The sequence below is a fragment of the Kluyvera ascorbata genome (genome assembly GCF_023195735.1).
GTDB lineage: Bacteria > Pseudomonadota > Gammaproteobacteria > Enterobacterales > Enterobacteriaceae > Kluyvera > Kluyvera ascorbata.
This window is the reverse complement of record NZ_CP096201.1, coordinates 4,295,802-4,315,055: the sequence shown is the minus strand read 5'-3', so window position 1 is coordinate 4,315,055 and position 19,254 is coordinate 4,295,802. Positions and strand designations below refer to the sequence as shown.

Sequence of the window (19,254 nt, the reverse complement as noted above, 5' to 3'; positions counted from 1 at the left end):
TTGGGCGGGAGGATTCCCGCCCTTCGTCTATTTGAAAAATAAAGGAAATTACGATGGCTACCCCACATATTAACGCTGAAATGGGCGATTTCGCTGATGTTGTGCTGATGCCGGGCGACCCGCTGCGTGCGAAGCACATTGCTGAGACTTTCCTCGAAGATGTCCGTGAAGTGAACAATGTTCGCGGCATGTTAGGTTTCACCGGGACTTACAAAGGCCGTAAGATCTCCGTTATGGGTCACGGTATGGGCATCCCATCCTGCTCCATCTACACCAAAGAGCTGATCACCGACTTCGGCGTGAAGAAAATCATTCGCGTGGGCTCCTGCGGCGCGGTTCGTGCTGATGTGAAACTGCGTGACGTGGTTATCGGCATGGGTGCGTGCACCGACTCTAAAGTGAACCGTCTGCGCTTCAAAGACCACGACTTTGCGGCTATCGCTGACTTCGGCATGGTGCGTGACGCGGTTGATGCGGCCAAAGCGCTGGGCGTTGACGCTCGTGTGGGTAACATCTTCTCCGCTGACCTGTTCTACACCCCAGATCCAACCATGTTCGACGTGATGGAAAAATACGGCATCCTGGGCGTGGAAATGGAAGCGGCGGGCATCTACGGCGTAGCCGCAGAATTCGGTGCGAAAGCGCTGACCATCTGCACCGTGTCCGACCATATCCGTACTCACGAGCAGACCACTGCCGCTGAACGTCAGACGACCTTCAACGACATGATTAAAATCGCGCTGGAATCTGTTCTGCTGGGCGATAAAGCATAAGACCGTGTTGTGCCCGGTGGCGCTACGCTTACCGGGCCTACAACGGTTGCAGGCCGGATAAGGCGTAGCCGCCATCCGGCAATTTTTTTAGCGTACTGCTCCTGCCACCCAATTTGCGAGCTCCCGCAGCTCACTCTCTTGTTCCGGAAACTCCGCAACCAGCGCCTCGCAGGTTTGCTGCAGCACGTCTGCACGATACTGACAGCCCTGTAAACGCTTGGCGAGCGCTTCTAATGGCGCGGGATTGAGGCTATCGGTAAACACCTGTGTGCGGGTGATAACGCCTTTCTCGACGTCGAAGTGTAGCTCTACGCCGCCCCAGGTAAAACGTTCGTCCAGCAGATGAGAGAAGGCCGGAGCCTGACCAAAATTCCACTCCCAGCTGCTTTGACGCGCAAACGTCTCGGCAAAGTTCGGCAGGTCTGGCGTTTTATCCGGAGAGATAATTTCGGCGTCTACGCGCTCGCCGTAGTGACGGAAAAAAGCTTCAGTGACGGCTTCGCAAATCTGCTCGTGGGTAATGTCTGGGAGCAGCTCAACCAGATTCGCCACGCGCCCGCGCACCGACGTAATGCCTTTAGCCTGAAGTTTTTTCTTGTCCGGGTTCAGGTAGTTAGCCAGACGGCTAAGATCGGCGTTAAGCAGTAACGTGCCGTGGTGGAAGCCGCGGTCTTTAGTTTCCCGGTAGGCAGAGCCGGAGACTTTACGGTCGCCTTCTTCGGTTTTCACGATCAGGTCGTTACGACCGGAAGCTTCCGCCGTAATGCCCAGCGAATTCAGCGCCTCGAGCACAATGGAAGTCGAGATGGTTTTATCGTACTCCGGCTTACCGGCCATAAAGGTGAAACAGGTATTACCGAGGTCATGGAATACCGCGCCGCCGCCGCTGCTGCGGCGCGCCAGGCGGACGTTGTCTTCTTCCATGCGGCGAGTGTTGCACTCTTTCCACGGGTTTTGCGCCCGGCCAATCACCACCGTGTCTGCGTTACGCCACAGGAACAAAACCCGCTGGGTGGCGGGCATCTGGCGAAAAATACACTCCTCCACGGCGAGGTTAAACCACGGGTCGTGAGAGTCTGAAAGCAGCAGGCGTAGCGTTGACATAGCGATTTCCTTTTCTGATTAATCTTTATCTTCGTCCTGCACCGGCTTGTTGGCGGTGAGCAGGAACGGCGACTGCTGCCAGCGGGTGCGCTTGCCGCGCAGCAGCGTGCGGGCAAGTACCACGCCGATAGCGAGCGACAGCAGCAGCATCAGGCGGAGAATGTTGGTGGTGTTATCCACCTGACGGGATTCAGTGGCAATGGTGTGAGTATCCAGCGTCAGGCGCAGATAGCCCAGAGGGCCATTTTTCCCCTGAATAGGTTCGACGATTTGCTGGTTGAAGTAGCTGCCCGCTTTTTTACCGTCCAGCGCCAGGCGGTCACGCAGATCGACCTGTTCACCGGTGCGGACAATCAAATCACCCTGTTCATCATACACGCCAGCGTCCAGGATTCGGCTTTTGGTCGTGAGTTGATTAAGCAACTGGCCTATCTTTTTTTCATCCGGCGTTTCGCTTTTCATCAGCGGCGCAAGATTGAGCGACACCTGAAACGCCAGCGTTCTGGCCAGTTCTTCAAGCTGCGGATTTCGTTGTTTCTGGCTTTGTTGACTGAACCAGGAGGCGCCCTGCATCAATGCCACCAGCAGAGCGAGACAGATCAGGACAATCGCGGTGCGATGCAGTCGAAATTTCAGTTTTGCGCGAACCATATTCCACCTTTGAAAATTTACAGCTTAATGTTGCCAGAAGCGCTGGTTACAAGGTAGCCTCATGCGTTATTTTCCTGGGCTTAATATAGAGAAGATTGGAGCTGTAATGCCAAACAGTTTGACCTGGTGCGACTTGCCTGAAGATGTCTCCCTGTGGCCTGGATTGCCGCTTTCCCTGAGCGGTGATGAGGTGATGCCGCTGGATTACCACGCCGGTCGCAGCGGTTGGCTGCTCTATGGCCGCGGGTTGGATAAAGCGAGCCTCACCACCTATCAGCGCAAGCTGGGGGCGGCGATGGTGATTGTCGCGGCCTGGTGTGTTGAAGACTATCAGGTTATTCGCCTGGCGGGGTCGTTAACGCCGCGCGCAACGCGCCTGGCACACGATGCCGGGCTGGACGTTGCCCCGCTGGGCAAAATCCCACATCTGCGTACGCCGGGTCTGCTGGTGATGGATATGGACTCCACGGCGATTCAGATTGAGTGCATCGATGAAATCGCCAAGCTGGCGGGTACCGGTGAGCTGGTGTCGGAAGTGACCGAGCGCGCGATGCGCGGTGAGTTGGATTTCAGCGCCAGCCTGCGCCAACGCGTTGCCACGCTCAAAGATGCAGATGCTGACATTCTGCGTCAGGTGCGTGAAACCCTGCCGCTGATGCCGGGGCTGACTCAACTGGTACTGAAGCTTGAAACGCTGGGCTGGAAGGTGGCGATTGCCTCCGGCGGCTTCACCTTCTTTGCCGATCACCTGCGCGATAAACTACGTTTAACCGCGGCGGTGGCCAATGAGTTGGGCATTCGCGACGGTAAGCTGACGGGCGAAGTGGTGGGTGATATCGTCGACGCGCAGTATAAGGCGAAAACTTTGCTGCAACTGGCTGAGAAACATGAAATTCCCCATGCTCAGACGGTGGCGATTGGCGATGGTGCCAACGACCTGCCGATGATCAAAAAAGCCGGGCTGGGGATTGCGTATCATGCCAAACCAAAAGTGAACGAACAGACGGAAGTCACTATTCGTCATGCCGATTTGATGGGGGTGTTCTGCATTCTCTCCGGCAGCATGAATCAGAAATAAAGAGGTTAACGTGGCGAAAGCTCCTAAACGCGCATTTGTTTGTAATGAGTGCGGTGCGGATTATCCGCGCTGGCAGGGGCAATGTAGCGCCTGCCATGCCTGGAATACCATCACCGAGGTGCGTGTTGCGGCTTCCCCTACGGTCGCACGTAACGAGCGCCTGAGCGGCTACGCGGGTAATGCCGGCGTCGCAAAGGTGCAAAAACTGTCGGACATCAGTCTGGAAGAGCTGCCGCGCTTTTCCACCGGCTTTAAAGAGTTTGACCGCGTGCTGGGCGGCGGTGTTGTGCCGGGTAGCGCTATTTTGATTGGTGGTAATCCCGGGGCCGGTAAATCGACCCTGCTGTTGCAAACGCTGTGCAAGCTCGCCGAGCAGATGAAAACCCTGTACGTCACCGGCGAAGAGTCGTTGCAGCAGGTCGCCATGCGCGCGCACCGTCTTGGGCTGCCAACTGCGAACCTGAATATGCTTTCCGAAACCAGCATCGAGCAGATTTGCCAGATTGCGGAAGAAGAGCAGCCGAAGCTGATGGTTATCGATTCCATCCAGGTGATGCACATGGCGGATATTCAGTCCTCGCCGGGCAGCGTGGCGCAGGTGCGCGAAACCGCAGCCTATCTCACGCGCTTTGCGAAAACGCGCGGTGTGGCGATTGTTATGGTCGGCCACGTGACGAAAGATGGCTCGCTGGCGGGGCCAAAAGTACTCGAACACTGTATCGACTGCTCGGTATTGCTCGACGGCGATGCGGACTCGCGCTTCCGTACGTTGCGCAGCCATAAGAACCGTTTTGGTGCGGTGAACGAACTGGGCGTATTCGCCATGACCGAACAAGGTCTGCGCGAGGTGAGTAACCCTTCCGCCATCTTCCTGAGCCGCGGTGATGAAGTGACCTCTGGCAGTTCGGTGATGGTGGTATGGGAAGGTACGCGCCCGCTGCTGGTCGAGATTCAGGCGCTGGTGGATCACTCCATGATGGGCAACCCTCGCCGCGTTGCTGTGGGTCTTGAACAGAACCGACTGGCGATTCTGCTGGCGGTATTGCACCGTCACGGCGGGCTACAGATGGCAGACCAGGATGTGTTTGTTAACGTGGTGGGCGGCGTGAAGGTGACCGAAACCAGCGCAGACTTAGCTCTGCTGATGGCGATGGTTTCCAGCCTACGGGACAGACCGTTACCGCAGGATCTGGTGGTCTTCGGCGAAGTCGGGCTGGCCGGTGAGATTCGTCCCGTCCCTAGCGGACAGGAACGCATTTCAGAAGCCGCTAAGCATGGTTTCCGCCGCGCGATTGTTCCTGCGGCTAACGTACCGAAGAAGATTCCGGAAGGCATGAAGGTCTTTGGCGTGAAAAAACTCGCCGACGCGCTGGACGTTTTTGACGAACTTTAATGTTTGACCACCGGCGACGTACTGTGTCGCCGGTCTTTTTCCCCGGAGAGTACCGTGAGTACATCCGGGTTTTTTGTATAATGGGTAGATGGTTTACCCCAATTTAGCAGGAGGCTCTTGTGTCGTCGTTCGACTATCTCAAAACCGCAATCCGTCAGAAAGGCTGTACGTTACAGCAGGTCGCTGACGCCAGCGGCATGACCAAGGGCTATTTAAGCCAGCTTCTCAACGCCAAAATTAAAAGCCCGAGCGCGCAAAAGCTTGAAGCGCTGCACCGCTTTCTTGGACTGGAGTTCCCGCGTCAGCAGAAAAATATTGGCGTGGTATTCGGTAAGTTTTACCCACTGCATACGGGGCATATCTACCTGATCCAGCGCGCCTGTAGCCAGGTTGATGAGCTGCATATCATCATGGGCTATGACGACACGCGCGACCGAGCGCTGTTTGAAGATAGCGCCATGTCGCAGCAGCCGACGGTGTCAGACCGCCTGCGCTGGCTGCTGCAAACCTTCAAGTACCAGAAGAACATCCGTATTCACGCCTTCAATGAAGAGGGCATGGAGCCCTATCCGCACGGTTGGGATGTGTGGAGCGCGGGTATAAAAACGTTTATGGAAGAGAAGGGTATCGCGCCCAACTGGATTTACTCCTCAGAAGAAGCCGATGCGCCGCAGTACCTTGAGCATCTCGGTATTGAAACGGTGCTGATTGACCCGAAACGTACGTTCATGAACATCAGCGGGTCGCAGATTCGTGAGAACCCATTCCGCTACTGGGATTACATTCCAACCGAAGTGAAACCGTTCTTCGTGCGTACGGTGGCGATTCTTGGCGGTGAGTCCAGCGGGAAATCGACGCTGGTGAACAAGCTGGCGAATATCTTTAATACCACCAGTGCCTGGGAATATGGGCGAGACTACGTTTTCTCGCACCTGGGCGGCGACGAGATGGCGTTACAGTATTCCGACTACGACAAAATCGCGCTGGGACATGCACAGTACATCGATTTTGCAGTGAAGTACGCTAACAAAGTGGCGTTTATCGATACCGATTTTGTCAGCACTCAGGCGTTCTGTAAGAAGTATGAGGGGCGTGAACACCCGTTTGTTCAGGCGCTGATTGACGAGTACCGCTTCGACCTGGTTATCCTGCTGGAAAACAATACTCCGTGGGTGGCGGATGGGTTGCGCAGCCTTGGTAGCTCGGTTGACCGCAAGGAGTTCCAGGCTTTGCTGGTCTCTCTGCTTGAAAAGAACAACATCGAATTTGTGCATGTCGAAGAATCAGACTACGACTCCCGGTTCCTGCGCTGCGTGGAGTTGGTGAAAGAGCTGATGGGGGATTAAGCGAGGCGGAAAGAAGTAAGGCGAATGATTTTCATCATTCGCCTTAAGGGTATTACTTCGAAATACGCTTGTACTTGATACGCTTCGGCTCCAGCGCATCTGCGCCCAGCGTGCGTTTCTTATACTCTTCGTATTCGGTAAAGTTACCTTCGAAGAACTCAACCTTACCTTCATCCTGGTAGTCCAGAATGTGGGTAGCGATACGGTCAAGGAACCAACGGTCGTGCGAGATAACCATCGCGCAGCCCGGGAACTCCAGCAGGGCGTTTTCCAGCGCGCGCAGGGTTTCGATATCCAGGTCGTTTGTTGGTTCATCGAGCAGCAGCATGTTGCCGCCAACCTGCAGCAGCTTCGCCAGATGCAGACGACCGCGCTCACCGCCGGACAGCTCGCCTACGCGTTTGCCCTGGTCGACGCCTTTGAAGTTAAAGCGGCCTACGTACGCACGGCTTGGCATCTCGGTGTTGCCAATCTTCATGATATCCAGCCCGCCGGAAACTTCTTCCCATACGGTTTTGCTGTTATCCATCGCATCACGGAACTGGTCAACGGAGGCCAGCTTCACGGTTTCGCCCAGCGTGATGGTGCCGCTGTCAGGCTGTTCTTGGCCGGACATCATACGGAACAGGGTGGATTTACCCGCGCCGTTCGGGCCGATGATACCAACGATAGCGCCTTTCGGTACGGAGAAGCTAAGGTCGTCAATCAGTACGCGATCGCCGTAGGATTTACGCAGGTTGCTTACTTCAACGACTTTATCGCCCAGACGTGCGCCAGGTGGGATAAACAGTTCGTTGGTTTCGTTACGCTTCTGGTATTCGGTATTGTTCAGCTCTTCAAAGCGTGCCAGACGGGCTTTACCCTTAGACTGACGGCCTTTCGCGCCCTGACGAACCCACTCCAGCTCTTTCTCAATGGACTTACGGCGAGCCGCTTCCTGAGAAGCTTCCTGAGCCAGACGCTGATCTTTCTGCTCCAGCCAGGAGGAGTAGTTACCTTCCCACGGAATACCTTCACCGCGGTCGAGTTCGAGGATCCAACCGGCAACGTTATCGAGGAAGTAACGGTCGTGGGTAATCGCCACAACGGTGCCTTCGAAGTCGTGCAGGAAGCGTTCCAGCCAGGCGACGGATTCCGCATCCAGGTGGTTAGTAGGTTCGTCGAGCAGCAGCATGTCTGGCTTTTCAAGCAGCAGACGGCACAGCGCGACGCGGCGGCGTTCACCACCGGAGAGTTTTTCGATTTTAGCGTCCCAGTCCGGCAGACGCAGCGCATCAGCGGCGCGCTCAAGCTGCACGTTCAGGTTATGACCGTCGTGCGCCTGGATAATTTCTTCGAACTTACCCTGCTGGGCAGCCAGCTTGTCGAAGTCGGCGTCTGGTTCAGCGTACTTGGCGTACACTTCGTCCAGGCCTTTCAGCGCGTTAACCACTTCGGCAACGGCTTCTTCAACGGATTCACGTACGGTATGTTCAGGGTTCAGCTTTGGTTCCTGCGGCAGGTAACCAATTTTGAGGCCCGGCTGTGGGCGAGCTTCACCTTCGATATCGGTATCGATACCGGCCATAATTTTCAGCAGGGTAGATTTACCCGCGCCGTTCAGGCCCAGAACACCGATTTTTGCGCCAGGGAAGAAGCTCAGCGAGATGTTTTTAAGAATATGACGTTTCGGCGGAACCACTTTGCCGACACGATGCATGGTATAAACGAATTGAGCCACGTGGACTTCGCCTCTTTTATAGTGATGAATAGAGTTTTTCAAAGGCGAAGTGTAGCTGTTTTCCCCGTCCAATCCCAGCAGGCAAATTCTGCTGTGTCGATGTCCCAATAAAACGTAAAAAAGTGTGCATTGCGTGGAACATTTCTTATTCAATGGTTAGCATCAATTGATTACGCGGCATGATGCTGTACTGACGTAACGTGACAACGAGGAAGAGCTTGTGCAAAAAGCCCAACAATTGACGTGGCGTCTGCTGGCCGCCGGTTTCTGTCTGCTGACTATCAGCAGCGTTGCCCGCGCCGATTCGCTGGATGAACAGCGCAATCGCTATGCGCAAATTAAACAGGCCTGGGATAATGGCCAGATGGATGTCGTCGACCAACTGATGCCGACTCTGCGTGATTACCCGCTGTACCCCTATCTGGAGTATCGCCAGCTGTCGGGCGATTTGATGAATACACCGGCGCTGTCGGTGACCAACTTCGTGCAGGCGAACCCTACGCTTCCGCCTGCGCGCACTTTAAGAAACCGCTTCGTGAACGAGCTGGCCCGCCGGGAAGACTGGCGCGGACTGCTGGCCTTCAGTCCGGAGAAGCCGGGAACGGTGGAAGCGCAGTGTAACTACTACTACGCCAGGTATTCCGTGGGGGATACTCAGGGCGCCTGGGATGGCGCGAAAACGCTGTGGCTGACGGGGCAGAACCGTCCGAACGCCTGCGATAAGCTGTTTGGCGCCTGGCGGGCTTCTGGCACTCAGGACCCGCTGGCCTATCTTGAACGTATTCGTCTGGCGATGCAGGCAGGTAATACCGGGCTGGTGAAGGCGCTTGCCTCGCAGATGCCGCCGGAATACCAGACCATCGCCTCGGCCATTACCGATCTCGCGAACAACCCTAACAACGTACTGACCTTCGCTCGCTCAACGGGTGCGACGGAATTTACTCGCCAACTGGCAGCGGTCGCTTTCAGCAGCGTGGCGCGTCAGGACGTCGAAAATGCGCGCCTGATGATCCCGACGCTGGTACAGGCGCAGCAGCTTAACGAGGAACAAACGCAGGCGCTGCGCGATATCGTCGCCTGGCGCTTGATGGGCAATGACGTGACCGATGAGCAGGCGCGCTGGCGTGATGACGCCATCATGCGTTCGCAGTCAACGTCGCTGGTTGAACGCCGCGTACGCATGGCGTTAGGCACGGGCGATCGCAGCGGACTTAACACCTGGCTGGCGCGTTTACCGATGGAAGCCAAAGAGAAAGACGAGTGGCGCTACTGGCAGGCCGACCTGCTGATGGAGCGGGGCCGTGATGATGAAGCTCGTACCATTCTGCTCTCTTTAATGCAGCAACGCGGTTTTTATCCGATGGTCGCCGCGCAGCGTCTTGGTGAGCCGTATGCGTTGCGTATCGATAAAGCTCCGGGGGCTATCTCCTCCACGCTAACCGGCGGCGCGGAAATGGCGCGCGTGCGCGAGCTGATGTACTGGAACCAGGACAACACTGCACGCAGCGAATGGGCGAACCTGGTGAGCAGTCGCAGCCAGACCGAGCAGGCTCAACTGGCGCGCTACGCCTTTGACCAGCATTGGTGGGATCTCAGCGTGCAGGCGACCATTGCCGGTAAGCTGTGGGATAACCTGCAGGAGCGTTTCCCGTTAGCCTATAACGACCTGTTTGTGCGCTACACGTCGGGTAAAGATGTCCCTCAAAGCTATGCGATGGCGATTGCTCGCCAGGAGAGCGCGTGGAATCCGAAGGTGAAATCGCCGGTCGGGGCAAGCGGTCTGATGCAGATTATGCCGGGCACCGCGACCCACACGGTGAAGATGTTTAATCTGTCGGGCTACAGCAACCCTGCACAGCTGCTGGACCCGGAAACCAATATTAATATTGGTACCAGCTACCTGCAGTACGTTTATCAGCAGTTCGAGAACAACCGTATCTTTGCTTCGGCAGCCTATAACGCCGGGCCTGGACGCGTACGCACCTGGCTTGGCAACAGCGCGGGGCGTATTGATGCGGTGGCGTTTATCGAAAGCATCCCGTTCTCCGAAACCCGTGGCTACGTGAAGAACGTGCTGGCCTATGACGCTTATTATCGTCACTTTATGGGGCAGAAAGAGGATGTGCTTAGCAGCAATGAGTGGCAACGACGTTACTGATGCGTAAGACCTGTGTTATGCTTGTACTCGTTTAAGAGTACATGCATAACATGGTGGCCCGAGATGACCCAACAATCCCCTTATTCAGCCACGGTGGCTGAGCAGCGCAACCAGGAGTGGCTTCGCTTTGTGGAGCTTCTGCGTCTGGCGTATACCGATGAACTCGCGCTGCCGCTACTCAATCTGATAATGACCCCAGACGAACGTGAAGCGCTGGGAACTCGCGTGCGTATTATTGAAGAGCTGCTGCGCGGAGAGATGAGCCAGCGCGAGTTGAAAAACGAGCTCGGTGCGGGGATCGCGACGATCACGCGTGGATCCAACAGCCTGAAATCAGCGCCGGTAGAGCTGCGTCAGTGGCTGGAACAAACCCTGCCAAAAACCTAAGCCGCATCCGGTAATAGTGCGGCAATTACCGACGATACAGGTCGTTATGGAAGGGGCTGAGCGCCAGCACCACCGCCTGATGATACACGCTGCAGCGGGTGAGCACGCCCGCGGTGAACACGCCAATCGCGCCTTCTTTGTTGCCAATCTTATCAATGCCGGTGTACTTCGACATGACCGGTCCTAACGCTTCTCCAGCGCGTACCTGCTCAAGGATAGCCTCCGGCAGCGGCAGGGTGGCGGAGCGGGCTTCCCCACGCTGTTCACCACTCTCAATCACCACCCAGCTGAAGGTCGCGCCTTCGTCGATTCCCGCCTCAATGGCGACCCAAAAATCTGCGTTAGGATGGGCTTCACGTGCGTTAGCCACGCGGTTGCGTGCGCCTGCGCGCGTCTCAGGGCTACCGAACGGCTGCTCGGGTACGCCGGTATCGACGGAAATCGGCGTTATTTGGCAGGATCCTTCACCAAAAATCTGGTCAAATGCGGCAAGAATAGCCTGAATTTTGGCAGGATTGGTGGTAGCAGCGACAACTTGATGCATAATCTACACAACTCAGCTAATAAAATGTCATCGCAGTATAACGGATAAAAAACATGTTACAGGTATATCTTGTTCGCCATGGCGAAACGCAGTGGAACGCCGAAAGGCGTATTCAAGGCCAGTCCGATAGCCCCCTGACGGCTAAAGGAGAACAGCAGGCCGTCCAGGTCGGTGAGCGTGTACGCACCTACGGTATCACTCATGTCATTGCCAGCGATCTGGGCCGTACGCGTCGTACCGCCGAGATCATTGCGGATGCCTGCGGCTGCGGCGTGACGTTCGATGCGCGTCTGCGCGAGCTTGATATGGGCGTACTGGAGCAGCGTCATCTCGACTCGCTCAGCGCGGAAGAAGAAGCGTGGCGTCGGTTGGTGGTCAACGGTACGCCGGACGGACGTATTCCTGAAGGTGAGTCAATGCAGGAGCTGAGCGAGCGCATGCGTGCTGGGTTAAATGCCTGCCTCGACTTGCCGGCAGGTAGTCGACCGCTGCTGGTGAGCCATGGTATTGCGCTGGGTTGCCTGGTCAGCACTATCCTGGGTCTGCCTGCCCATGCGGAACGCCGCTTACGTCTGCGTAACTGCTCTATCTCACGAGTGGATTATCAGGAAAGTTTGTGGCTGGCGCCGGGCTGGATAGTTGAAACGGCAGGGGACATCTCACATCTGGACGCCCCTGCGTTGGATGAGTTACAGCGTTAGCGACGGATCGGAATCAGGTACTCGCAGCGTAGCATAATCGGCGGTTCCTGGTTCCGGGCTTCATCCTGCGGGAAGAAGCGCTCAATATCCTGGCCTTTGCGACGCGTCAGATTCAGCATCGGCATACAGGTGCCGTACAGGGTCAGAATAAACTCCTGCAGACCCGTTCCTAGCCCTTCATAGGTGAACATCACGTATTCGCCGCCTTCAAGGGTCACCGGATGCGCGTTGTGGATATGGCCATTCGCCAACTCTGGCGTCAACGCCGTGGTGTAGAACACCTCTTGTTCATCATCTTTTTCCAGGCTTGGGCGCGGCTCATGCATGCCGTATAAAATCGGCGGCAGAGACGGGGAGTTGCCGAGGAAATCGGTCCAGAACTGTATGCGCATTTGCTGGCGGAAATCGGAAATCTCTTCCAGCTTGCAGGTATAGCTCTGGGTGACACCCATCAGATGCGTGGTCGGCAACGTCACAAACTCGTACTTCGGCATCGTAAACTCACCCAGGCGCAGCGGCGGACGCATGCCGAACGAACTCCAGTCTGGAGAACGGCGATACAGCGCTGGCGTCAACGAGAACTGCTTTTTGAACGCACGGGTGAAAGTTTGCTGTGAATCGAAGCGATACTGCAAAGCGATATCAAGGATAGGGCGCGCAGTCAGGCGCAGCGCAACGGCTGATTTAGAGAGGCGGCGAGCGCGAATATATGCACCAATGGCATGGCCGGTAACGTCTTTGAACATACGTTGCAGGTGCCATTTGGAATAACCCGCTTTTGCTGCCACATTATCAAGCGATAAAGGCTGATCTAAATGTCCTTCCAGCCAAACGAGGAGGTCGCGAATAATCCCAGCTTGATCCATAAAATGCCCTCATCCTTAATTTCTTAGGTGCCTGTTACCAAAGTAGCGGATAATAGCATCTTTTGCTGTTTTAGCATTGAGTGTTTTTTTTTGTGCATAAGTGCGTTTTTACATTAGAAATAGCGCTTATTTTTGTAATGCTGTGATCTTAAAACACTTTCCTGGTGGATGTTGAATAATTCATCAACGCAATTAACGAAAATGGTAACAATATGAAATACAAGAAATTAATGGCTGGCCTGTTGCTGGGCGTCTCCAGCCTGGGCGCTCACGCTGAGCAGATTGGTTCTGTTGATACGGTTTTCAAAATGTTTGGCCCCGATCATAAAATCGTGGTGGAAGCTTTTGACGATCCGGATGTCAAAAACGTGACCTGCTATGTCAGCCGTGCCAAGACCGGTGGCATCAAAGGCGGGTTAGGTCTGGCGGAAGATACTTCCGATGCCGCCATCTCCTGCCAGCAGGTTGGGCCGGTGGAGCTGAGCGATAAAATTAAGAACGGCAAAGCGGAAGGTGAGGTGGTCTTTAAGAAGCGCACGTCGCTGGTGTTTAAATCACTGCAGGTCGTTCGTTTTTACGATGCAAAACGTAACACGCTGGCCTACCTTGCCTATTCCGACAAGGTGGTTGATGGGTCGCCGAAAAATGCGATTAGTGCCGTACCTATCATGCCGTGGGCTGAAGTGCCGGCGGCGGCAAAATAAGGGTAAAAAAAACGGCGCTGAATGCGCCGTTTTGTTGTCTTATTCCTGCAGCTCGCCGCAGAAGCGGTAACCTTCGCCGTGGATAGTGGCGATGATTTCCGGGGTGTCCGGCGTAGACTCGAAATGCTTACGGATGCGACGAATGGTGACGTCAACCGTACGGTCGTGTGGCTTAAGCTCACGGCCGGTCATTTTCTTCAGCAGTTCAGCACGAGACTGAATTTTGCCTGGATTTTCGCAGAAGTGCAGCATCGCGCGGAATTCGCTACGCGGCAGCTTGTACTGCTCACCGTTCGGGCTCACCAGAGAGCGACTGTTGATGTCCAGTTCCCAACCGTTGAACTTGTAGCTTTCAACGCTACGACGTTCTTCGCTGACGGTACCCAGGTTCATGGTACGGGACAGCAGGTTACGCGCACGGATGGTCAGTTCGCGTGGGTTGAACGGTTTGGTGATGTAATCATCTGCACCAATTTCCAGACCGAGGATCTTGTCGACTTCATTGTCGCGACCGGTCAGGAACATCAGGGCGACGTTCGCTTGTTCACGCAGTTCGCGCGCCAGCAGAAGGCCGTTTTTACCTGGCAGGTTGATATCCATGATCACCAGGTTGATATCATTTTCAGACAGGATCTGATGCATTTCCGCGCCATCGGTCGCTTCGAACACATCGTAGCCTTCTGCTTCGAAAATACTTTTTAACGTGTTGCGTGTTACCAACTCGTCTTCAACGATAAGAATGTGCGGGGTCTGCATGTTTGCTACCTAAATTGCCAACTAAATCGAAACAGGAAGTACCAATAGTCCCTGACCTGCCTGATGCATGTCGAAAATTAACATGATCGGCGTAACATGACTAAAGTACGTAATTGCGTTCTTGATGCACTTTCCATCAACGTCAACAACATCATTAGCTTGGTCGTGGGTACTCTTCCCTCTGGACCCGACAGTGTCAAAAACGGTTGTCATCCTAACCATTTTAACAGCAACATAACAGGTAAAGAGGCACCAGACCGCCAATAAACCTACGCTTCGTTGACATATATCAAGTTCAATTGTAGCACGTTAACAGTTTGGTGAAATCATCGCTCCGGAATGATAACGGCTATCACATTTTTTCCACAACTCAAGTAGTTGCACAGGTTAACTGATAAATTTGGTGAATCCAATTGTTATTGTTTTACGATAATCTAAATAGTTCGTATAAACATAGAGATATGCTGCTTCTGTTAACATTCTAAATTGATAATTTCACCCTGAATAGTTTAGCTTCTTTTATGTGTTATGAAACATCATTTCAGTGATTTTTGTTGCAATTTTGTAAATTCGCGCTGCGCAATATGTTGAAGTACATCACATTATTGCCCGATAACAGGAAATTAAGAGAACTTTAAATGCGCTTATCTATTGTGCTGGTTTCTCCAGCAAGAGCCGAAAACATCGGTGCTGCCGCCCGAGCAATGAAGACGATGGGATTCCATGAGTTACGCATCGTAGACAGCGTGGCACATCTTGAGCCCGCAACCCGATGGGTGGCTCACGGTTCGACCGATATCATTGATGGCATCACGTGTTACCCGACGCTGGCGGAAGCGCTGCACGACGTGGACTTCACCGTCGCCACCACCGCCCGCAGCCGCGCACGCTTTCACTACTACGCGACGCCGCAGGAACTGCTGCCGATGCTTGAAGAAAAAGCACAGTGGATGGGGCACGCCGCGCTGGTGTTTGGCCGCGAAGATTCCGGGCTAACCAACGAAGAGCTGGCGCTGGCCGATGTGCTGACCGGCGTACCGATGGTGGCAGATTACCCTTCGTTAAATCTGGGGCAGGCGGTGATGGTTTATTGTTATCAGCTCTCCTCGCTGTTACAAACCACGAACCCGACGGCAACGGAAGGTGATGAGAATCAGCTGATTGCGTTAAGGGCCCGTGTCACCGCTTTGCTTGCACGCCTGGATGTCGCCGGAGATGTAAAAATGGCTGACTGGCTGCAACAGCGTATTGGCTTACTAACGCATCGCGATACGGCAATGTTGCATCGTTTGCTGCATGATATTGAAAAAAATATGCCAGAGTAAAATTCTGTTATCGTGTTTACGTATGGTGTTATACCCCAACATTTTGCTTAACTTATGGCTGTTGTGGTGGTTTATCGGTAGTTGTCTGGGCTGATGTGAAGTGGTTGCGGAACGTGACGAAGTTAAAAATTCATTGACTTAGATGGACAGATACTTTAACCAATATAGGTATACAGACAGAGAAATAACAGAGCACACAACATCCATGATTCGCATCAGCAGCATTATGACCATTACCACCACCACTATTACCACAGGTAACGGTGCGGGCTGACGCGTACAGGAAACACAAAAAAAAGCCCGCACCTAAACAGTGCGGGCTTTTTTTTCGACTAGTGATCAAGGGGTAAAACCATGCGAGTCTTGAAGTTCGGCGGTACATCAGTGGCAAATGCGGAGCGATTCCTGCGCGTTGCCGATATCCTGGAAAGCAACGCCAGGCAGGGGCAGGTAGCAACCGTGCTCTCTGCCCCGGCAAAAATCACCAACCACCTCGTGGCGATGATTGAAAAAACCATTGGTGGCCAGGATGCGCTGACCAATATCGCCGATGCCGAACGAATCTTTGCTGAACTGCTTCAGGGACTCGCTAATGCCCAGCCCGGTTTTCCGCTCGCCGACCTGAAAGCTGCCGTTGAGCTGGAGTTCTCCCAGATTAAGCACATCCTGCACGGCATCAGCCTGCTGGGTCAGTGCCCGGACAGCGTCAACGCGGGGCTTATCTGCCGCGGTGAAAAGCTGTCGATTGCTATCATGGCTGGCCTGCTGAGTGCCCGCGGCCATAAGGTGACCGTGATTAATCCGGTCGAAAAACTGCTGGCCGTTGGCCACTACCTTGAATCTACTGTCGATATTACTGAATCTACCCGTCGTATCGTGGCAAGCCAGATCCCATCCGATCACATGGTGCTGATGGCAGGCTTTACCGCCGGCAACGAGAAGGGCGAACTGGTGGTGCTGGGGCGTAACGGCTCCGACTACTCCGCTGCCGTGCTGGCCGCCTGTTTGCGTGCCGACTGTTGCGAAATCTGGACCGACGTCGACGGTGTCTACACCTGTGACCCGCGCCAGGTACCGGACGCGCGTTTACTGAAGAGCATGTCTTATCAGGAAGCGATGGAGCTTTCCTACTTCGGTGCCAAAGTTCTTCACCCTCGCACCATTGCCCCTATCGCCCAGTTCCAGATCCCTTGCCTGATTAAAAATACCGGTAATCCTCAAGCACCCGGTACGCTTATCGGCGCCAGCAGCGACGATGATTCATTGCCAGTGAAGGGGATCTCTAACCTCAATAACATGGCGATGTTTAACGTCTCTGGTCCTGGCATGAAGGGCATGGTTGGCATGGCGGCGCGTGTGTTTGCGACTATGTCTCGCGCCGGGATCTCGGTGGTGCTGATTACCCAATCTTCTTCCGAATACAGCATCAGCTTCTGCGTGCCGCAGAGCGACTGCGCGCGGGCGAAGAAGGCGATGGAAGATGAGTTCTATCTGGAGCTGAAAGAAGAGCTGCTGGAACCGCTGGCCATCATGGAGCGTTTGGCGATCATCTCCGTCGTCGGCGACGGTATGCGTACGCTGCGCGGCATCTCGGCAAAATTCTTTGCCGCACTGGCTCGCGCTAATATCAATATCGTAGCGATTGCTCAGGGCTCGTCCGAGCGTTCTATCTCGGTTGTGGTGAATAACGACGACGCGACTACCGGCGTGCGAGTCACTCATCAGATGCTGTTTAACACCGACCAGGTGATTGAAGTGTTCCTGGTGGGCGTGGGTGGCGTCGGTGGCGCGCTGCTGGAGCAGATCAAACGCCAGCAGGCGTGGTTGAAGAAAAAACATATCGACCTGCGCGTGTGCGGCGTGGCGAACTCCCGTGCGCTGCTCACCAGCGTGCATGGCCTGAATCTTGAAAACTGGGAAGCCGAACTGGCGGAAGCCAAAGAGCCGTTCAACCTTGGCCGTCTGATTCGCCTGGTGAAAGAGTATCACCTGCTGAACCCGGTTATTGTCGACTGTACCTCAAGCCAGGCGGTGGCGGATCAATACGCTGACTTCCTGCGCGAAGGGTTCCACGTGGTGACGCCGAATAAAAAGGCCAACACCTCGTCGATGGATTACTACCATCAGCTGCGTCATGCTGCCGGGCTTTCACGCCGTAAATTCCTCTACGACACCAACGTCGGTGCAGGCCTGCCGGTTATTGAAAACCTGCAAAACCTGCTGAACGCGGGTGACGAACTGCAGCACTTCTCCGGGATCCTTTCTGGTTCACTGTCGTTTATTTTCGGCAAGCTGGATGAAGGCATGAGCCTGTCCGAAGCCACGGCGATGGCGCGAGGAATGGGTTATACCGAACCGGACCCACGTGACGATCTGTCCGGGATGGACGTGGCGCGCAAGCTGCTCATTCTGGCGCGTGAAACTGGGCGTCATCTGGAACTCAGTGATATTGTGGTTGAATCCGTACTGCCAGAGAGCTTTGATGCTTCCGGCGATGCCGAAAGCTTTATGGCACGTCTGCCGCAGCTGGACGATGAATATTCCGCTCGCGTGGCGAAAGCGCGTGATGAAGGCAAAGTGCTGCGCTATGTTGGCAACATCGAAGAAGACGGCGTTTGCCGGGTGAAAGTGGCCGCCGTAGACGGCAACGACCCGCTGTATAAAATCAAAAATGGCGAGAACGCGCTGGCGTTCTACAGCCGCTACTATCAACCGCTTCCGCTGGTGCTGCGCGGCTATGGCGCAGGCAACGATGTGACGGCAGCAGGGGTATTTGCTGACCTTCTGCGTACGCTGTCATGGAAGTTAGGAGTTTAACATGGTTAAGGTTTATGCCCCGGCTTCCAGTGCCAATATGAGCGTCGGGTTTGATGTACTGGGTGCCGCTGTGACGCCGATTGACGGCAGTCTGCTGGGCGATAACGTATCGGTTGAGGCGGCAGACCGCTTCAGCCTGCAAAATCTGGGGCGCTTTGCGGATAAACTGCCGAGCGACCCGCATGAAAACATCGTCTATCAATGCTGGGAACGCTACTGCCAGGAAATTGGCAAGAGCGTGCCGGTGGCGATGACGCTGGAAAAAAATATGCCGATCGGCTCGGGTCTGGGTTCCAGCGCCTGTTCCGTGGTCGCCGCGCTGGTGGCGATGAACGAATTCTGCGGTAAGCCGCTGGATGAAACCCGCATGCTGGCGCTGATGGGCGAGCTGGAAGGGCGTATCTCCGGCAGCGTGCACTACGATAACGTTGCACCGTGCTATCTGGGCGGTATGCAACTGATGATTGAAGAGAACGACATCATCAGCCAGCAGGTACCGTGCTTCGATGATTGGCTTTGGGTGTTGGCCTATCCGGGTATTAAAGTCTCGACGGCGGAAGCGCGGGCCATTTTGCCTGCTCAGTATCGTCGTCAGGACTGTATTGCGCATGGCCGCCATCTGGCAGGCTTTATTCACGCCTGCTACTCCCGTCAGCCTCAACTGGCGGCGAAACTGATGAAAGACGTGATTGCTGAGCCGTACCGTACCAAACTGCTGCCGGGCTTTAACGAAGCGCGTCAGGCGGTTGCCGGTATTGGCGCTATTTCCTGCGGTATCTCCGGTTCCGGGCCAACGCTGTTTGCCCTGTGCGATAAAACCGAGACGGCGCAGCGCGTGGCGGACTGGCTTGGACAGCATTATCTGCAGAATCAAGAAGGCTTCGTTCATATTTGCCGGCTGGACACAGCGGGCGCACGAGTAGTGGGATAA

18 protein-coding genes, 1 pseudogene and 1 other annotated feature are annotated in these 19,254 nt (G+C 54.9%); of the genes and pseudogenes, 13 read left to right on the top strand and 6 right to left on the bottom strand.

What is annotated here, in order from left to right:
* Positions 1 to 53 precede the first annotated feature (53 nt).
* Entirely contained in the window at positions 54 to 773 is a 720-nt protein-coding gene (gene deoD / locus MY052_RS20595; protein ID WP_035894565.1) for a purine-nucleoside phosphorylase, read from the top strand.
* An 87-nt stretch (positions 774 to 860) separates the two neighbouring features.
* Here deoD and lplA read toward each other — a convergent pair whose 3' ends face one another.
* Together lplA and MY052_RS20585 are read right to left on the bottom strand one after the other, a co-directional pair.
* Positions 861 to 1,877: a lipoate--protein ligase gene (lplA, locus tag MY052_RS20590; protein ID WP_248537756.1), complete on the bottom strand. Its 1,017-nt coding sequence runs from the start codon at positions 1,875 to 1,877 to the stop codon at positions 861 to 863.
* 18 nt (positions 1,878 to 1,895) lie between these two features.
* On the bottom strand, positions 1,896 to 2,528 hold the full coding sequence (locus tag MY052_RS20585; protein ID WP_035894567.1) for a YtjB family periplasmic protein: 633 nt from the start codon (positions 2,526 to 2,528) through the stop codon (positions 1,896 to 1,898).
* Between the two features lie 106 nt (positions 2,529 to 2,634).
* Between MY052_RS20585 and serB the strand changes: the two genes are divergently transcribed.
* The 3 genes from serB to nadR all read left to right on the top strand — a co-directional run bounded on the left by serB (position 2,635) and on the right by nadR (position 6,345).
* Positions 2,635 to 3,606 carry a phosphoserine phosphatase gene (serB, locus tag MY052_RS20580; protein ID WP_035894569.1) on the top strand — a complete coding sequence of 324 codons (972 nt, stop codon included), beginning with the start codon at positions 2,635 to 2,637 and terminating at the stop codon, positions 3,604 to 3,606.
* A gap of 10 nt (positions 3,607 to 3,616) precedes the next feature.
* Positions 3,617 to 4,999 carry a DNA repair protein RadA gene (gene radA / locus MY052_RS20575; protein ID WP_035894570.1) on the top strand — a complete coding sequence of 461 codons (1,383 nt, stop codon included), beginning with the start codon at positions 3,617 to 3,619 and terminating at the stop codon, positions 4,997 to 4,999.
* Between the two features lie 119 nt (positions 5,000 to 5,118).
* A complete protein-coding gene (nadR, locus tag MY052_RS20570; protein ID WP_248537755.1) occupies positions 5,119 to 6,345 on the top strand; it encodes a multifunctional transcriptional regulator/nicotinamide-nucleotide adenylyltransferase/ribosylnicotinamide kinase NadR in 1,227 nt (408 codons plus the stop codon).
* A 52-nt stretch (positions 6,346 to 6,397) separates the two neighbouring features.
* Here the strand turns inward: nadR and ettA are convergent, their stop codons facing one another.
* Positions 6,398 to 8,065 (bottom strand): energy-dependent translational throttle protein EttA, encoded by a 1,668-nt coding sequence (gene ettA / locus MY052_RS20565; protein ID WP_248537754.1) that lies wholly within the window; start codon positions 8,063 to 8,065, stop codon positions 6,398 to 6,400.
* A 220-nt stretch (positions 8,066 to 8,285) separates the two neighbouring features.
* On the opposite strand from ettA, the gene sltY reads away from it, so the two are divergent.
* Positions 8,286 to 10,223, top strand: a complete 1,938-nt coding sequence (sltY, locus tag MY052_RS20560; protein WP_248537753.1) for a murein transglycosylase — start codon at positions 8,286 to 8,288, stop codon at positions 10,221 to 10,223.
* A 63-nt stretch (positions 10,224 to 10,286) separates the two neighbouring features.
* On the top strand, positions 10,287 to 10,610 hold the full coding sequence (gene trpR / locus MY052_RS20555) for a trp operon repressor (RefSeq protein ID WP_035894574.1): 324 nt from the start codon (positions 10,287 to 10,289) through the stop codon (positions 10,608 to 10,610).
* Positions 10,611 to 10,635: 25 nt separating this feature from the next.
* Here the strand turns inward: trpR and yjjX are convergent, their stop codons facing one another.
* Positions 10,636 to 11,154, bottom strand: a complete 519-nt coding sequence (gene yjjX, locus MY052_RS20550; protein WP_248537752.1) for an inosine/xanthosine triphosphatase — start codon at positions 11,152 to 11,154, stop codon at positions 10,636 to 10,638.
* A gap of 53 nt (positions 11,155 to 11,207) precedes the next feature.
* Here yjjX and gpmB point away from each other — a divergent pair, with 53 nt between their 5' ends.
* Complete coding sequence (gpmB, locus tag MY052_RS20545; protein WP_035894576.1) at positions 11,208 to 11,855, top strand: 2,3-diphosphoglycerate-dependent phosphoglycerate mutase GpmB; 648 nt, start codon at positions 11,208 to 11,210, stop codon at positions 11,853 to 11,855.
* Here the strand turns inward: gpmB and robA are convergent.
* Entirely contained in the window at positions 11,852 to 12,721 is an 870-nt protein-coding gene (gene robA, locus MY052_RS20540; RefSeq protein WP_035894577.1) for an MDR efflux pump AcrAB transcriptional activator RobA, read from the bottom strand. The genes gpmB and robA overlap by 4 nt on opposite strands.
* 212 nt (positions 12,722 to 12,933) lie before the next feature.
* On the opposite strand from robA, the gene creA reads away from it, so the two are divergent.
* On the top strand, positions 12,934 to 13,425 hold the full coding sequence (gene creA, locus MY052_RS20535) for a protein CreA (RefSeq protein WP_035894578.1): 492 nt from the start codon (positions 12,934 to 12,936) through the stop codon (positions 13,423 to 13,425).
* A 39-nt stretch (positions 13,426 to 13,464) separates the two neighbouring features.
* On the opposite strand, the gene arcA is transcribed toward creA, so the two are convergent.
* Entirely contained in the window at positions 13,465 to 14,181 is a 717-nt protein-coding gene (arcA, locus tag MY052_RS20530) for a two-component system response regulator ArcA (RefSeq protein ID WP_015966004.1), read from the bottom strand.
* 96 nt (positions 14,182 to 14,277) lie between these two features.
* On the opposite strand from arcA, the pseudogene yjjY reads away from it, so the two are divergent.
* The 5 genes and pseudogenes from yjjY (at position 14,278) to thrB (ending at position 19,254) form a co-directional block, all read left to right on the top strand.
* Positions 14,278 to 14,419 (top strand): annotated as a pseudogene (gene yjjY / locus MY052_RS20525) (YjjY family protein).
* Between the two features lie 400 nt (positions 14,420 to 14,819).
* Complete coding sequence (locus MY052_RS20520; RefSeq protein WP_248537751.1) at positions 14,820 to 15,506, top strand: tRNA/rRNA methyltransferase; 687 nt, start codon at positions 14,820 to 14,822, stop codon at positions 15,504 to 15,506.
* 142 nt (positions 15,507 to 15,648) lie between these two features.
* Positions 15,649 to 15,780, top strand: a complete 132-nt coding sequence (gene thrL, locus MY052_RS24345; protein WP_072011395.1) for a thr operon leader peptide — start codon at positions 15,649 to 15,651, stop codon at positions 15,778 to 15,780.
* Positions 15,719 to 15,836 (top strand) — a sequence feature (Thr leader region). (Overlaps the previous gene by 62 nt.)
* 24 nt (positions 15,837 to 15,860) lie before the next feature.
* On the top strand, positions 15,861 to 18,323 hold the full coding sequence (gene thrA, locus MY052_RS20515; protein WP_035896203.1) for a bifunctional aspartate kinase/homoserine dehydrogenase I: 2,463 nt from the start codon (positions 15,861 to 15,863) through the stop codon (positions 18,321 to 18,323).
* 1 nt (position 18,324) lies between these two features.
* Positions 18,325 to 19,254: a homoserine kinase gene (gene thrB / locus MY052_RS20510; RefSeq protein WP_035896205.1), complete on the top strand. Its 930-nt coding sequence runs from the start codon at positions 18,325 to 18,327 to the stop codon at positions 19,252 to 19,254.

Bases quoted from the DNA above. Each gene is read 5' to 3' on its own strand.
- deoD (WP_035894565.1), top strand. From the start codon at position 54: ATGGCTACCCCACATATTAACGCTGAAATGGGCGATTTCGCTGATGTT.
- lplA (WP_248537756.1), bottom strand. From the start codon at position 1,877: ATGTCAACGCTACGCCTGCTGCTTTCAGACTCTCACGACCCGTGGTTT.
- MY052_RS20585 (WP_035894567.1), bottom strand. From the start codon at position 2,528: ATGGTTCGCGCAAAACTGAAATTTCGACTGCATCGCACCGCGATTGTC.
- serB (WP_035894569.1), top strand. From the start codon at position 2,635: ATGCCAAACAGTTTGACCTGGTGCGACTTGCCTGAAGATGTCTCCCTG.
- trpR (WP_035894574.1), top strand. From the start codon at position 10,287: ATGACCCAACAATCCCCTTATTCAGCCACGGTGGCTGAGCAGCGCAAC.
- yjjX (WP_248537752.1), bottom strand. From the start codon at position 11,154: ATGCATCAAGTTGTCGCTGCTACCACCAATCCTGCCAAAATTCAGGCT.
- gpmB (WP_035894576.1), top strand. From the start codon at position 11,208: ATGTTACAGGTATATCTTGTTCGCCATGGCGAAACGCAGTGGAACGCC.
- robA (WP_035894577.1), bottom strand. From the start codon at position 12,721: ATGGATCAAGCTGGGATTATTCGCGACCTCCTCGTTTGGCTGGAAGGA.
- creA (WP_035894578.1), top strand. From the start codon at position 12,934: ATGAAATACAAGAAATTAATGGCTGGCCTGTTGCTGGGCGTCTCCAGC.
- arcA (WP_015966004.1), bottom strand. From the start codon at position 14,181: ATGCAGACCCCGCACATTCTTATCGTTGAAGACGAGTTGGTAACACGC.
- MY052_RS20520 (WP_248537751.1), top strand. From the start codon at position 14,820: ATGCGCTTATCTATTGTGCTGGTTTCTCCAGCAAGAGCCGAAAACATC.
- thrL (WP_072011395.1), top strand. From the start codon at position 15,649: ATGGACAGATACTTTAACCAATATAGGTATACAGACAGAGAAATAACA.
- thrA (WP_035896203.1), top strand. From the start codon at position 15,861: ATGCGAGTCTTGAAGTTCGGCGGTACATCAGTGGCAAATGCGGAGCGA.
- thrB (WP_035896205.1), top strand. From the start codon at position 18,325: ATGGTTAAGGTTTATGCCCCGGCTTCCAGTGCCAATATGAGCGTCGGG.